General features: G+C 71.8%; 12 protein-coding genes. 7 read left to right on the forward strand and 5 right to left on the reverse strand.

The window, feature by feature from the left end; translation table 11 throughout:
- Positions 1-142 precede the first annotated feature (142 nt).
- The 3 genes from ABT053_RS08515 (at position 143) to ABT053_RS08525 (ending at position 3,679) form a co-directional block, all read left to right on the forward strand.
- Positions 143-1,120, forward strand: coding sequence for a phosphotriesterase family protein (locus ABT053_RS08515; RefSeq protein WP_350968251.1), 978 nt, complete (start codon positions 143-145; stop codon positions 1,118-1,120).
- A gap of 66 nt (positions 1,121-1,186) precedes the next feature.
- Positions 1,187-2,629, forward strand: coding sequence for a WGR domain-containing protein (locus ABT053_RS08520; protein WP_350968253.1), 1,443 nt, complete (start codon positions 1,187-1,189; stop codon positions 2,627-2,629).
- A gap of 150 nt (positions 2,630-2,779) precedes the next feature.
- On the forward strand, positions 2,780-3,679 hold the full coding sequence (locus tag ABT053_RS08525; RefSeq protein WP_350968255.1) for an MOSC domain-containing protein: 900 nt from the start codon (positions 2,780-2,782) through the stop codon (positions 3,677-3,679).
- Between the two features lie 131 nt (positions 3,680-3,810).
- Here ABT053_RS08525 and ABT053_RS08530 read toward each other — a convergent pair whose 3' ends face one another.
- A complete protein-coding gene (locus ABT053_RS08530; protein WP_350968256.1) occupies positions 3,811-5,190 on the reverse strand; it encodes a ricin-type beta-trefoil lectin domain protein in 1,380 nt (459 codons plus the stop codon).
- Between the two features lie 45 nt (positions 5,191-5,235).
- Positions 5,236-6,639: a ricin-type beta-trefoil lectin domain protein gene (locus tag ABT053_RS08535; RefSeq protein ID WP_350968257.1), complete on the reverse strand. Its 1,404-nt coding sequence runs from the start codon at positions 6,637-6,639 to the stop codon at positions 5,236-5,238.
- A 976-nt stretch (positions 6,640-7,615) separates the two neighbouring features.
- On the opposite strand from ABT053_RS08535, the gene ABT053_RS08540 reads away from it, so the two are divergent.
- Positions 7,616-8,161, forward strand: a complete 546-nt coding sequence (locus ABT053_RS08540; protein ID WP_350968258.1) for a GNAT family N-acetyltransferase — start codon at positions 7,616-7,618, stop codon at positions 8,159-8,161.
- Position 8,162: 1 nt separating this feature from the next.
- Entirely contained in the window at positions 8,163-8,360 is a 198-nt protein-coding gene (locus tag ABT053_RS08545) for a hypothetical protein (RefSeq protein ID WP_350968259.1), read from the forward strand.
- A gap of 109 nt (positions 8,361-8,469) precedes the next feature.
- Here ABT053_RS08545 and ABT053_RS08550 read toward each other — a convergent pair whose 3' ends face one another.
- Both ABT053_RS08550 and ABT053_RS08555 read right to left on the reverse strand, forming a co-directional pair.
- The gene (locus ABT053_RS08550) at positions 8,470-10,926 is read right to left on the reverse strand and encodes a Tex family protein (RefSeq protein ID WP_350968260.1); all 2,457 of its coding nucleotides are present in this window, start codon (positions 10,924-10,926) and stop codon (positions 8,470-8,472) included.
- A gap of 127 nt (positions 10,927-11,053) precedes the next feature.
- Positions 11,054-12,793: a sialidase family protein gene (locus ABT053_RS08555; RefSeq protein WP_350968261.1), complete on the reverse strand. Its 1,740-nt coding sequence runs from the start codon at positions 12,791-12,793 to the stop codon at positions 11,054-11,056.
- Positions 12,794-12,964: 171 nt separating this feature from the next.
- Between ABT053_RS08555 and rpmG the strand changes: the two genes are divergently transcribed.
- Together rpmG and ABT053_RS08565 are read left to right on the forward strand one after the other, a co-directional pair.
- Positions 12,965-13,129, forward strand: coding sequence for a 50S ribosomal protein L33 (rpmG, locus tag ABT053_RS08560; RefSeq protein WP_350968262.1), 165 nt, complete (start codon positions 12,965-12,967; stop codon positions 13,127-13,129).
- A gap of 2 nt (positions 13,130-13,131) precedes the next feature.
- The gene (locus tag ABT053_RS08565) at positions 13,132-13,377 is read left to right on the forward strand and encodes a type B 50S ribosomal protein L31 (protein ID WP_350968263.1); all 246 of its coding nucleotides are present in this window, start codon (positions 13,132-13,134) and stop codon (positions 13,375-13,377) included.
- Between the two features lie 105 nt (positions 13,378-13,482).
- Here ABT053_RS08565 and ABT053_RS08570 read toward each other — a convergent pair whose 3' ends face one another.
- Positions 13,483-14,046, reverse strand: coding sequence for a cellulose binding domain-containing protein (locus ABT053_RS08570; RefSeq protein ID WP_350968264.1), 564 nt, complete (start codon positions 14,044-14,046; stop codon positions 13,483-13,485).
- Positions 14,047-14,260 lie beyond the last annotated feature (214 nt).

Raw genomic sequence — 14,260 nt, forward strand, 5'->3', positions numbered from 1 at the left:
CTGACCGCCTCCGCCCGGCTGTTCCCGTGCGGGCCGCTCCGCGTGGCTGGTTGACGGTCACGGGGCCCCGGCCTACCTTCGCAGGAAGCGACCGCTCGGTACGTCATCGCCATCAGGTCGGAACACCCCCCGGAGGACGCGCATGCCGGTCGTGAACACCGTCAGAGGTCCCGTCGATGTCGCCGACCTGGGCCGGACCCTCATGCACGAGCACGTCTTCGTCCTCTCGCCCGAGCACGTCGACAACTACGGCAGGGGCGCGTGGTGGGACGAGGAGTACCGGGTGGCCGACGCCGTCACCAAGCTCAGGGCGGTGGCGGCCATGGGCGTGAGGACCGTCGTCGACCCGACCGTGTGGGGGCTGGGCCGCTACATCCCGCGCGTGCGGCGGGTGGCGGACCAGGTGCCGGAGCTGAACATCATCGTCGCCTCCGGGATCTACTCCTTCGACGACGTCCCGCACCAGTACGAGCACCGGGGCCCCGGCCTGATGATGGACGTGCCCGAGCCGATGGTCGAGGACTTCTCCCGCGACATCGTCGAGGGAATCGCCGACACCGGGGTCAAGGCCGCGTTCCTCAAGTGCGCGATCGAGAGGAAGGGGCTCACCCCCGGCGTCGAGCGGATCTGCCGGGCGGTCGCCCAGACCCACCTGCGGACCGGGGTGCCGATCACGGTGCACACCAACCCCTCCACCGGGAGCGGGCTGGTCGTCCTGGACCTGTTCCTGAAGGAGGGGGTCGACCCGGCCAAGGTCGTGCTCGGGCACTCGGGCGACTCCAACGACCTCGACCACCTGATGCGGCTGGCCGACACCGGCGCGACGCTCGGCATGGACCGCTTCGGGCTGGACGCCTACAACCCCACGGCGTCGCGGGTCGCCACCGTCGTCGCGCTCTGCGAGCGCGGCTACGCCGACCGGATGGTGCTCAGCCACGACAGCGCGTGCTTCATGGACTACTTCGGTGAGGCCTGGGACGAGGGCATACCGCTCGCCGCGCCCAACTGGCACTTCGGCCACATCCACGCCGACGTGCTCCCGGCCCTGCGGGAGGCCGGGGTGAGCGACGCGCAGGTGGACCAGATGCTGATCGACAATCCTCGCCGCTACTTTTCCTGACTTTTCGTTATTTGTCGTACGGCTGCCCTACGCTCCCGGAAAGTCGATCAACCGAGAAGGTGGAGCATGGCCGCGCGGAGCACTTACCTGGAACTGTCCGAGGACGGCGGGAGCTCTCACAAGTTCTACGAGGTCGTGGTCGACGGAACCGAGGTGACGATCAGGTACGGCCGCATCGGCGAGACGGGCCAGGCCAAGGCGTCGGCGTTCGCGAGCGAGGCGAAGGCCGAGGCGGCCGCCGCGAAGAAGATCAACGAGAAGGTCCGCAGGGGGTACGCCCCCGCCGTCCAGGGGGTGCGCCAGCGCCGCGCGGTCACCCGGCGCAGCGTGGAGAGCAGCCGCTCCACCGCGACCCAGGCGCCGGTGCTGTGGCGCTTCGCCAGCGGCGCGGCGGCGTTCGGCATCTTCGTCGACTCCGAGCGCTGCTGGGTCGGCAACCAGCGCGGTGACGTCTACACCGTCACCCACGGCGGCACCGTCACCGGCCGCTTCAAGCTGCCCGACGGGGTCAAGTGCATCGTCGGCGACGACTTCTGGATCTACGCGGGCGCCGACGACGGCAAGGTCTACGACCTCGGCGGCAAGGTCCCGAGGGTCGCGTACGAGATCGCCGAGGACGTCGACATCTACTGGCTGGACATCCACGACGGCGTGCTGGGCGTCTCCGACCGGGCCGGGCGGATCACCACCATCGACCACGAGGACGAGTTCCAGTGGGCGCGCAAGGGCAGGGGCGACTCGGCCTGGATGGTCCGCTGCGACGACGAGGCCGTCTACCACGGCCACTCCACCGGGGTGGCCCGCTACGACGCCGCCGACGGCACGCCGGTCTGGGAGACGCCCCTCAACGGCGCGGTGCTGTTCGGCTGGCAGGAGGCCGACTCGGTCTACGCGGGAACCTCGCGCTCCACCGTGCACCGCCTGCGCAAGTCGGACGGCGCCTCCCAGGCGGTCTACCGCTGCGACGCCACGGTCTTCTCCTGCGCCACCGCCCCCGGCGGCCGGTACGTCTTCGCCGGTGACAACCACTCGTCGATCTACTGCTTCGACCAGAGCGGCGAGCGCCTGTGGAAGCTCGCCACCGGCTGCGGCTCCGCCTTCTCCATGCAGTATCTCGACGACCGCCTCTACATCGTGACCACCGACGGCACCCTGGCCTGCATCGACGCCACCGAGGCGGCGATCAGGGCGGCCCAGGAGGGCACCGTCCCCGAGGTCGTGGACGTCAAGGCGTCCGCCGGGCTGGCCGTGGTGGAGCCCACCACCGCGCTGGAGACCGTGGTGTTCGACACCGTCCCCGACACCGGCGACGGCGTGGTGGTGGAGTGCTTCCGCGAGGGCGAGCGGCTCCGGGTGCGGGTGGTCAGCGAGGGCTACGACGTCCGGCGCAACGTGCAGTTCCCCAAGGGCGTGCGCGAGGCCGGGGCCCGCTATCTCGTCGAGGGGGTCCGCTTCTCCGAGCGGGGCGGCTTCTACCGCGCGTACGGCGACATCAGGCGCCTGCTCTGATCCTCCTGCTTGATCCCCCTCCTCCGATCCTCCCGGCACTGCGGTTTCCCCGGCCCCGCGTCGGGCGGGCATCGGTAAAACTGACGAGATTTTGTCAGACACTGTCGCTTCCTGACCTCTCTTCCGCGCGGATGTCCTAGCGTCCGATACATGGTGCGCGAATTCCGCGGTGCGGCCCCGGTGGGGGCGGGGGACGACTCCGCAGGTGAAGGCCTGGCGCGCGAGGAATCCGCTCGCCAGGGCCCGGCGGGCGGCGGAGGGAGCGCGGTCGCCGTCGTCGTGGAACTGAACGTTTTCCCGATCAAAAGCGCGGGCGGCACCCCCCTGGCCGCCGCCGAGCTGACCCCGACCGGGCTGCGGCACGACCGGGAGTTCATGCTGGTCCGGCCGGACCTGCGGCACCTGTCACAGCGGGAGATCCCCCGGCTGGCGACGCTGCGGCCCGCGTACGACGGCGGGAAACTCGTCGTGAGCGCGGCCGGGGCGGCGACGCCCCTGGTCCACGAGCCGGTGGACGGGCCGGTGCTGGACGTGACCGTGCACGGGACGCCCTGCCGGGGAGTGGACCAGGGGGAGGTGGCCGCCGCGTGGTTCTCCGGCCTCCTCGGAGCGCCCTGCCGCCTGGTCCGCTTCACCGGCACCCGGTCCACCTCGCGGGGCGGCGGCACGCTGACGTACGCCGACGGCCACCCGGTCTCCGTGCTGTCGCGCGAGTCCCTCGACGACCTGAACCGGCGGGTGGACGGCCCGCTGCCGATGGACCGGTTCCGGCCCAACATCGTGCTGGAGGGACTCGGTCCCTACGGTGAGGACGCGCCGTCGGAACTGCGTGTCGGCGCCGTCGAGATCGAGCTCACCAAGCCCTGCGGGCGCTGCGTCATCGTCAACGTCGACCAGGACTCCGCGCGTAAGAACGGCGAACCCCTGCGGGTGCTGGCCGGATACCGGACCCGGGTCTTCGACGGCGATCGCGGCATCATGTTCGGGCGGCTCGGCATCCCGCGCGCCTTCGGCACGATCGCGGTCGGTGACACGGTCACCGCGTCGTGAGCTGCGGCGAACGGTGAAAGCCCGTCACGGGCGGAACCCAGGGTGCGGGTTCCGGCCCGCGACGGGCCGGGTCATACGCGGTCGTGCAGGGTCATACAGGGTCGTGCAGGGTCCTGAAGGGGTGAGCCGGGTCAGGCCGGGGCGGTCCACTTCTGGTTGGCGGTGCCGGTGCAGGTCCAGATCTGCAGGCGGGTGCCGTTGGCGCTGGACTGGCCGGTGGCGTCCAGGCACTTGTTGGCGGCCGGGTTCACGAGGTCCCGGGCCGACGCGTTGTAGGCCCATCGCTGGGCCGCGGTGCCGTTGCAGTCGTACAACTGGATCTTCGCTCCGTCGGCGGTGGAGGCGGCGGTGACGTCCAGGCACTTGCCCAGGGCGCGCACGGTGCCGTCGGTGCCCAGCGTCCACTGCTGGGCGCCGCTGCCGTTGCAGTCGTACAGCTGGATGGGGGTGCCGTTGGCGCTGCTGGCCGCGGCGACGTCGACGCACTTGCCGCCGATGCCGGTGATCTGCCCCGTACGGCCGCCGCCGCCACCGGTGGGCGGGGCGTAGACGCGGACGTAGTCGACGGTGAGCTGCTGGGGGAAGACGGTGGAGGCGTCGGGCGAGCCGGGCCAGTTACCCCCGACGGCGAGGTTGAGGATCATGAAGAACGGGTGGTCGTAGACCCAGGGGTTGCCCCGCGTGTCGGCGGGGGTCTTCCTGGAGAACTGGACGCCGTCGACGTACCAGGTCACCGCGCCGGGCTCCCAGTCGACGGCGAAGGTGTGGAAGGCGTCGGCGAAGGCCTGGCCCGCCGGGAGGTTGTAGCTGCCGCTCAGCGGGCTGCCACCCGAGTAGCCGGGGCCGTGGAGGCTGCCGAGCACCTGACCGGGGACGGTGCCGACGTTCTCCATGATGTCGATCTCGCCGTTGGCGGGCCAGCCGGCCCCGCCGGTGCCGAGCATCCAGAAGGCGGGCCACATGCCCTTGCCCCGGGGGAGCTTCATCCGCGTCTCGAAGCGGCCGTAGGTGCGGGTGAAGGTCGCGGCGGTGGTCAGCTTGCCCGAGGTGTACTCGCACGAGCCGTACCAGCAGCCGAGGCCCGCGGGGTTGCCCTTGCGCGCGGTGATGACCAGGTTGCCCGCGCCGTCGTGGGCGATGTTCTCGTTGCCGGCCGTGTAGTACTGCCGCTCGTTGTTCCCCCAGCCGCCGCCGCCGACGTCCCGGCGCCACTTGGTGGTGTCGGGCCCGGCGCCCGAGGCGGCGTTGAACTCGTCCGACCACACGAGGGGGCCGGGAGCAGGGGCGGCCAGGGCCGCCTTGGCGGCAGGCTTGGCCGCGGTGGCCTGGGCGCCCGCCTGGGCGGGGACGAGCGTGGCGGAGCCGAGGGCGAGGAGCGTCGCGGCGAGGAGGCCGCCGATCCGCGCGAGCCGCGTCCGTGGGCGGCTCCGCAGGTGGCTCTGTGGGTGGCTCTGTGAGTGGCTCCGCGCGGGGCGGGGGCCGGGAAGGGGTGCCGGGCTGGTGGAGATCATCGGCTGTTCCTTTCGAGCCGGTGTCCGCTGGAAGGGGGGCACGGCCTAGAAGCCGGCCGTGATGCGGGTGAACTCCCAGTTGGGCTGGGAGATGCCGCTGCACTCGGAGCCCGCGTTGCCGCCGGGGCAGGGACGGTCGCGGTTGACCGCCCAGTAGGCCAGGCGGGTCAGGCCCTTGGACTTGGCCCAGTCACGGATCTGGGTCCAGGCCTGCGTGGTGGTCAGCTCGCCCTGGTCGGACAGGCCGTTCATGCCGGAGATGCCCATCCGGGCGTACGCCTGCGCGTCGGTCCAGCCGTTGGCGGCCTTGAGGGCGTTCTTCAGGCCCTCGGAGGAGCTGACGGTGGCGTTGTAGATGTTCGAGGCGCCGAAGTTGAACGGCATGATCGTGTAGTTGTCGATCGGCACGTTGAGCGCCCGGGCCTGGTTGATCAGGCGGACACCGGTCGAGCTGGGGCCGTTGATCCCGGTACCGAAGGTGACGGCGATCTTGACGTTCGGGTTGTTCTGCTTCACGATCTTCAGGCCGTTGAGGATGCGGTCCTGGACGGTGAAGTTCTCGAACTCGTCGGTGTTCTCGATGTCGAAGTCGACGACCGCCGGGCCGACGGCGTTGATGACCTGCTGCACCGCGCCGGCGTAGGCGGCCGGGGTGGAGCAGTTCGGGCCGAGCTTGTTACCCGACCAGCCGCCGAAGGAGACCTGCACGCTGCCGCCCGCGGCCTTGATCTGGTTGATCGCGGCCTGGTCGGTACCGCCGGTCAGCGGCCTGGAGCCGTCCCAGCGCGGGGTGCAGCCGCCACCGGACAGGATGAACGCCATGGTGAAGGACTTCACACCGGTGGTGCTCATGATCGTCGCCGGGCTCGGCGGGTTGCCCCAGCCCATGTAGAGGTACGGGGCCCCGGCCATCTTGCCTGCCGGAGGGGGCGTGGTGCCGCCGTCGCTCGGGGCGTTCCACTTCTGGTTGGCGGTGCCGGTGCAGGTCCAGATCTGCAGCCGGGTGCCGTTGGCGCTGGACTGGCCGGTGGCGTCCAGGCACTTGTTGGCGGCCGGGTTCACGAGGTCCCGGGCCGCGCTGTAGGACCACTGCTGCGCCGCGCTGCCGTTGCAGTCGTACAGCTGGATCTGCGCCCCGTTGGCGGTGGAGGCGGCGGTGACGTCCAGGCACTTGCCGAGGGCGCGCACGGTGCCGTCGCCGTTGCGGGTCCACTGCTGCGCCGTGCTGCCGTTGCAGTCGTACAGCTGGATGGGGGTGCCGTTGGCGCTGCTGGCCGCGGCGACGTCGACGCACTTGCCGCCGATGCCGGTGATCTGACCGGTGGCGGCGGCGGCCGGCGACGCGGTCGTCACGCCGGCGAGGGCGAGGACGACGACGGTGAACATCCCGCCGAGGGTGGTGGGGAGCGACATACGACGACGCCGGCGAGGCGACTGTCCGGTGTCCATGCGCGGACTTCCTTCCGTCTTGGGGAGGCGACGCACGGGTGCCGCCACGCCCCGGGGGGACGCGGCACGCGCGTGACGTCACGGCCCGTATCAGGGGGTGACATGCGGGTGGTGCCGGACGTGGCGAGCGTGCTTCCCGCGAGCGACCGCGCGGTGGCCCGGGGGGCGGGCCCGCCTCGCGGCGGCACGCGCTGCTCGGCGCGTCCTGGGCCCTGCCGCGACGGATACGGCAGGGGGAACGGGGACCTTCACGGGTGAGGGGCGGCCAGTGCGCCCCGCGCTCGTGACGGGGTGTGGTCGGGGCGGGGTGGCGATCGCGATCATCGCGCCCGCCGCCGGCCGTTGTCAGGGGAGGCGAGTCATGGGGGGTCCCTTCACGGCAAGGTCTCGCTTGCCCGGGACCATAGGCCAGCCTTCATTCTCAAGTCAATACAAGCAGTAAAAAAAGCGCCACCCCTCCGGGTTCCGGTTCGCGCGAAACGCTGCGAATTGATGGGAAAAAGGAAAGTTTACTAACTATGAAAGCCCTGACGGGAACGTTCCATGCGGTGGTGTTGTCAGGATCTCTTGTCAGGAAATATCAGGACCGGTGGGGGAGGGACGGGTGCGGCCCGGCGCGGCGGTGTGCCCGGCCGTGGCGCCGTACGCCCCGGCGCCACGCGGGCACGGCCCCCTACGTTCCGTGTCGCACGCCCGGCGGAGATCGTCCGCGGCGTGGTGTTGTCCGGTTGCGCGGCCCTCTGCGCTCCGGGGCGCGTGTCCGGTGGCGGGGTGCCGTTCAGATCGTCCGCGGCGTGGTGTTGTCCGGTTGCGCGGTCCTCTGCGCTTCGTGTCGCGCGCCCGGTGGCGGGGTGCCGTCCAGATCATTCGCGGCGTGGCGTTATTCAGTGTCCTTCCCGACTTTTCGTGTGGTGTGATGTCCGGTAGGTGGCGAGCCATCGCGCGCCGCCAGGCGATCGACAGTGGGGTTCAGCTCATGCTTCGTGGAGACAGGGTCCTGCTCAGGGCCATCACCAAGGAGGACCTGGTCCCGCTCCACCGGCTGAACGACGACGTGGAGACGGCGGCCGGAGCCATCACGACGCCCTGGGTCCCCGAGACGCTCGACCAGGTGATCGCCCACTACGAGCGGCGCAAGCCCGACCCGGCCAACGTCGACTTCGCGATCCAGTCCCTCTCCGGGGATCTGCTCGGGTCCTGCAACGTCTGGGGGATCGACACCCTCAACCGCAACGGGCACCTGGGCATCTCGCTGCTCCCCGAGGCGCGCGGCCACGGGTACGCCCCCGACGCGCTGAGACTGCTGTGCGACTACGCCTTCCGCATCCGCGGCCTGAACCGGCTGGGCCTGGAGACGCTCGCCACCAACAGCGCGATGATCGCCGCCGCCGAGAAGGCCGGCTTCCAGCGCGAGGGCACGCTCCGCGGGCACGCCTGGGTGGCCGGGTCCTTCGTCGACGAGGCGCTGTTCGGCCTGCTCGCCTCCGAGTTCCACGACCCGCGCACCACGAAGGGTCTGTGAGATGAAGACCTGGCTTCCGGCCGGCCTCGGCATCCTGCTCGTCCTGGCGGGCGGCCTCTGGGCGCTCCAGGGCCTCGGCTACGTGGGCGGCAGTTCCATGAGCGGCGCGCGGGAGTGGTTCTGGATCGGCCTGGCCACCCTCGCCGTCGGTCTCGTCCTCGCCGTCTCCGCCCTCCGCCGGGGCCGCCGCCCCCGCTGAGCGGGGGCGCCGTCCTCCTGGGGGCCGCACCGGCCCCGATGCCGTCCGGGGGTCCGGCGACATCGGGAGCGGTGTGTCCTGTACGGGCGCGCGGGGACCCGACGTCCGCCTAGCGTTTACCGCCGGGGTTGCCAGGGTTGCCGGAGCCGTCGAGCCCGGCGCGGCGCAGGGCGTCGGCCATCGCGCCGCTCGGCGCGTTGCGCTGCCGGTCGCCGCGCCCCTGCCCCCCTTGCCCGCCCTGTCCGCCGCGTCCCTGGCCACCCTGGCCGCTCTGCCCGCCGCGCCCCTGGCCGCCGCCCTGCCCGCCACCGCGCCTGCCGCCGCCGTCGCCCTGGCGCTGACCGCCACCGCCCTGCTGGCCGCCCTGGCCGCCCTGGTCGCGCTGGTCGCGCGGCCCACGGGGACCCGAGGGCTTCACGTCGTCCTCCAGCCGGAGGGTGAGCGAGATGCGCTTGCGCGGGATGTCGACGTCGAGCACCTTCACCCGGACGATGTCACCGGGCTTGACCACCTCGCGCGGGTCCTTGACGAAGTTGTGCGACAGCGCCGACACGTGGACCAGGCCGTCCTGGTGCACGCCGACGTCGACGAACGCGCCGAAGGCGGCGACGTTGGTGACCACGCCCTCCAGCAGCATGCCGGGCGTGAGGTCGGAGAGCTTCTCCACCCCCTCCTTGAAGGTCGCGGTCTTGAAGGCGGGTCGCGGGTCGCGGCCCGGCTTCTCCAGCTCGGCGAGGATGTCGGTGACGGTCGGCAGGCCGAAGGTGTCGTCCACGAACTCCTGCGGGCGCAGGGCCCGCAGCGCCGTACCGTTGCCGATCAGGGACGCGAGGTCGCCGCCGGTGCTCTTCAGGATGCGCCGCACCACCGGGTACGACTCCGGGTGCACGCTGGAGGTGTCGAGCGGGTCGTCGCCGTCGCGGATGCGCAGGAAGCCCGCGCACTGCTCGAAGGCCTTCGGGCCGAGCCTGGGGACCTCCTTCAGCGCCTTGCGGGAGCGGAACGGGCCGTTGGCGTCGCGGTGCTGGACGATGTTCTCCGCGAGCCCGGAGCCGATGCCGGAGACCCGGGTGAGCAGCGGCGCCGAGGCGGTGTTGACGTCGACGCCGACCGCGTTCACGCAGTCCTCCACCACGGCGTCGAGCGAGCGGGAGAGCTTGGTCTCGGCGAGGTCGTGCTGGTACTGGCCGACGCCGATCGACTTGGGGTCGATCTTGACCAGCTCGGCCAGCGGGTCCTGCAGCCGCCTCGCGATCGACACGGCGCCGCGCAGCGACACGTCCATGCCGGGCAGCTCCTGGGAGGCGAACGCGGAGGCGGAGTAGACCGAGGCCCCGGCCTCGGACACCACGATCTTGGTGAGCCCGGGGACCAGCTTCACCAGCTCGCCCGCGAGCTTGTCGGTCTCGCGCGAGGCGGTGCCGTTGCCGATGGAGACGAGCTCCACGTCGTGCTTCTTCGCCAGCGCCGCGAGGGTGGCGAGCGACTGGTCCCACTGGCGGCGCGGCTCGTGGGGGTAGATCGTGTCGGTGGCGAGCACCTTGCCGGTCGCGTCGACCACCGCGACCTTCACGCCGGTGCGCAGCCCGGGGTCCAGCCCCATGGTCGCGCGGCTCCCCGCGGGCGCGGCGAGCAGCAGGTCGCGCAGGTTCGCGGCGAACACGCGCACCGCCTCCTCCTCGGCCGCCTGCCACATGCGCATCCGCAGGTCGATGCCGAGGTGGACGAGGACGCGGGTGCGCCACGCCCAGCGGACCGTGTCGGCGAGCCACGCGTCGGCGGGCCGTCCCTGGTCGGAGATGCCGAAGTGGTGCGCGATGCGGCCCTCGTAGGTGCCGGTGGGCTCCTGCTCGGGCTCCAGGGTGAGGGTGAGGATCTCCTCCTTCTCCCCGCGGAACATCGCCAGGATCCGGTGCGAGGGCAGCTTGGTGAACGGCTCGGCGAAGTCGAAGTAGTCGGAGAACTTGGCGCCCCCCTCCTCCTTGCCCTCGCGGACCGCCGCGACCAGGCGGCCCTTCGTCCACATCCGCTCGCGCAGCTCGCCGACCAGGTCGGCGTCCTCGCCGAACCGCTCGACCAGGATCGCGCGGGCGCCCTCCAGCGCGGCGGCCGCGTCGGCGACCCCCTCGCCGACGAACGCCTCCGCCGCGGCCCGCGGATCGACCGACGGGTCGGCCAGCAGGCCGTCGGCGAGAGGTTCGAGCCCCGCCTCCCTGGCGATCTGCGCCTTGGTCCGCCGCTTGGGCTTGTACGGGAGGTAGATGTCCTCCAGGCGGGCCTTGGAGTCGGCCGCCAGGATCTGCGCCCGCAGGGCGTCGTCGAGCTTGCCCTGCCCCTGGATCGACTCCAGGATCGCGGTGCGTCGCTCCTCCAGCTCCCGCAGGTAGCGCAGCCGCTCCTCCAGCGTGCGCAGCTGCGTGTCGTCGAGCATCTCGGTGGCTTCCTTGCGGTAGCGGGCGATGAACGGCACGGTCGCCCCGCCGTCGAGCAGGTCCACCGCCGCACTCACCTGTCGCTCGCGCACACCCAGCTCTTCGGCGATCCGCTGATGAATAGACGTGGTCACGATCTCTCTTCCTCTGTGATGGCGGTCTCCAAGCTACCGCCTCACCCCCTGGGCGGACCGGGGAGCCGGAGGGACGAATCACCTGAGAACAGGAAAAGAACCGTGCGGTCGTACGGGGAGCGGGACGTCAGGGCAGTACCTCAAGGGCGGGGGTGAGCCGGGTCCACTCGACGGTCGCCCCGGCCGCGTTGCCGCCGGGGGTGCCGGTCACCCAGTGCGTGAGCTGGGGACTCTCCCTGCTGTCCTGGATCACCCAGGCCGCCCCGGTGTCGGCGCCGTCCCTGGACAGGCGGGCCGTCCCCGCGCTGTCCACCCGTACCCTCCAGGTCGCCGTCCGTCCGGCCGTGTCCAGCGAGTGGACCTTCTCCCAGACGGCGGAGCCTTTACGCATCGTCCAGACCCCGCTCCGCTGCACGGTCAGCATGAGCCGCCTGGCGCCGTTGGCCACCTTCACGCCGAGACACACGCCGTTGCCGGTACGCGGGTCGAGCGCGCTGTCGTCGTCCACCCGGCCGCGGAACTCCAGGATGAAGTCGCACCCCTTGGACGGGTCGAGGGGGAAGGACGCCCGGCACGCCGCGGTGCCGGTGCTCACGAGCCGCAGGCCGCCCCCGGCGACCCGCGCGCCGCCGCCCAGCGTCCAGCCCCTCGCGTTCGCGCCGGTGGTCCAGTCGCCCGCGGCGAGGGGCGCCCCGGAGAGGGGACGGGAGATGTCGAGCCTGGCGACCTTGATGTTGGTCTGGTTGTGCTCCCAGACGACGAAGAACCGGCCGGGTTCGTACTCGTCGGCGCTGGGGTAGACGTCCCACCCCCGGGCCGCGCCCTTCGTCAGCCGGGGGCCGTCGGCGAAGAGCCGCGCCGGCTCCCAAGGCTCGCCGGGCCGCCTGACCTTGTAGTAGAGCACCTCACGATACTGGTCGGGCTTGCTCGCCGAGGAGCCGGTGAACGGCCCGGCGAGCGTGTTGAAGATGGCCAGCTGCCGGCCCGCCGAGTCGCGGGTGAAGAACGTCTTGACGTAGTAGTTGGGCAGGTCCGCGTCCAGCCTCAGCGGCGACCACGTCAGCCCGCCGTCGGTGCTGGTCGCCGTGGCGCTGTGGGCCGCGCCCGAGCGGTAGCGGGCGTCGCGCGCCTCCGCCGAGGTGCCGCTCCTCAGGTCCAGGGCGCGGGTCACCATCACGAGCGTCCCGGGGTCGTCGTGGGAGGGCGCGATCTGCGGCTCCTCGATCGCCACCCCCGGCGGGTTCTCCGCGAGCGCGCCGGAGGTCCAGGTCACCAGGTCGGCCGAGCGCAGCACGCCCGCTTTGTTCGTGCCGCCCGAGTGCCGCCAGTACGGCACCAGCCACACCCCGCCGAACCGCAGCGGCTTGCCCGCGACGACCACGCCCCTGCCGTTGTCCGGCACGTCGACGGTGACGGGGAAGGCGGTCCACGTACGGCCGCCGTCGGTGCTTTTCCTGACGACGAGCGAGGTGGGGAAGCCGTCGACGTCGCCCTCCCGGTCGCGGTCGCGCTCGACGGAGATCAGGCCGAGCAGCGCGTACAGCGTGCCCGCGTCGTTGAGGAAGATCACGTAGTGGTAGCGGGTCGTGGCGGTGGCGGCGGCGAGCGTCCCCGTCGTCCAGGTCCGGCCGCCGTCCTGCGAGCGGGCGTACATGACGGAGCCCTGGTCGGTCGGCGCCGGGTCCCGCGCGTCCCGGACCCCGGCCCGCCAGGCGACCACCAGCCGCTGCTGGTCCAGGGCGACGATGTCGGGGACCCGGTTGCCCTCGTGGGCGAGCTCTCCGTCGGGACTCCTGTCGACCTCGCCGTACACGGTGACGGGAGGGCTGACGTCCGATCCGACGATCTCGGTTTCCGGCCAGGGCATGGATCACAGCGAACAGGGGGCGGATGGACGGGAGGTTGCCGGGGGGTGAAGCCTGCCCGGCCGTCGTCCTCCTCGGTCCCACCCGGCAGGGGTTTCCGGGCGGGAATGTTCGGCGAATGAAAACCGTTATCACCGGCATCGTGCGATCCGCCAACCCGAGAGGAGCCGACCGTGGCCAGGAGCGAGGTGCGCTCAGTGATCAAGCTGAGGTCGACCGCGGGCACCGGTTTCACCTACGTGACCCGCAAGAACCGGCGTAACGACCCCGACCGGCTCACCCTCGTCAAGTACGACCCGATCGTCCGCCAGCACGTCCCGTTCCGAGAGGACAGATAGTCATGAAGAAGGGCATCCACCCCGACTACCGCCCGGTCGTCTTCCGCGACCCGAGCGCCGGTTTCGCCTTCCTGACCCGTTCGACCGTCGGCAGCCGCAAGACCGTCGAGTGGGAGGACGGCAACGTCTACCCGGTGGTCGACGTCGACGTCTCCTCGGCGAGCCACCCCTTCTACACCGGGCGCGGCCGGGTCGTCGACACGGCCGGGCGCGTCGAGCGCTTCAAGCAGCGCTACGGGAAGCGCTGACGCCGGACCGGCCCCGGCACCCGTCCTCCTCCGGGGTACGCGGCGGCGGTGGGCGTGCCGCGCACGGTCCGGGCCGGTGGGATCCGGGGAAGGCCGCCGGTCCCGTCAGCCGCAGGTGATCTCGGCGAAGGTCGGGGGCGTGGCGGCGGCTCCCACGAAGCCGATGTCGGAGGCGGTCGCCCCCGGCGGCAGCGACGGCTTCTCCTTGGGAGCGTGGATCATCGCGACGGGGCCGCTCTGCATGTGGGTGCCGTTCCACGACTGGGTGAAGGTCGCCTCGCGCGGCTGCATCCACTGGATGTACCAGTCGCGCATCGGCCGGTCGGTGGTGTTCTCGATCGTCGCGGAGCCCCGGTAGCCGCCCGGCCACGACTCCACCAGGGTGACCGTCGCCCGGCATCTCGCGGAGGCCTTGGTCCCGGTGCTCTCGTGGGCCGACGGGGACGCGGGGGTGTTCCCTTGGCCGGACGGGGACGCCGGGGCGGCGCTTTGGGAGGACGGGGACGCCGGGGCGGCGCTTTGGGAGGACGGGGAGGGCGGGGAGGGCGGGTGCGCCACGGCGTGCCCGCCCTCCGCCGTCCGGCCGGCGCAGGCCGCCACGACCAGGGCCGTCGCCGCCCCGAGCGAGACGAGACCCAGCAGTGAGGCGATCTTCGTGGTGGGCGGCACGGGACTCCCTTCCGCCCTTTCGCGAGGGCGCGGCGGCCGGGCGGTTCGCCGGGCTCCTCGGTTCGCTGGTCTTTTCCGGTTCGGCGGTCTTCTCGGTTCGCCGGCCTTCCCGGTTCACCGGTTTTCCGGTTCGCCGGTCTTTTGGGTTCGTCGGTCTTTCGGGTTCGCCGGTTCGCCGGTTCGCCGGTTTACCGGTCCGGTGGAACGGGGCGGG

The organism is Streptosporangium sp. NPDC002524 (genome assembly GCF_040295985.1).
GTDB lineage: Bacteria > Actinomycetota > Actinomycetes > Streptosporangiales > Streptosporangiaceae > Streptosporangium.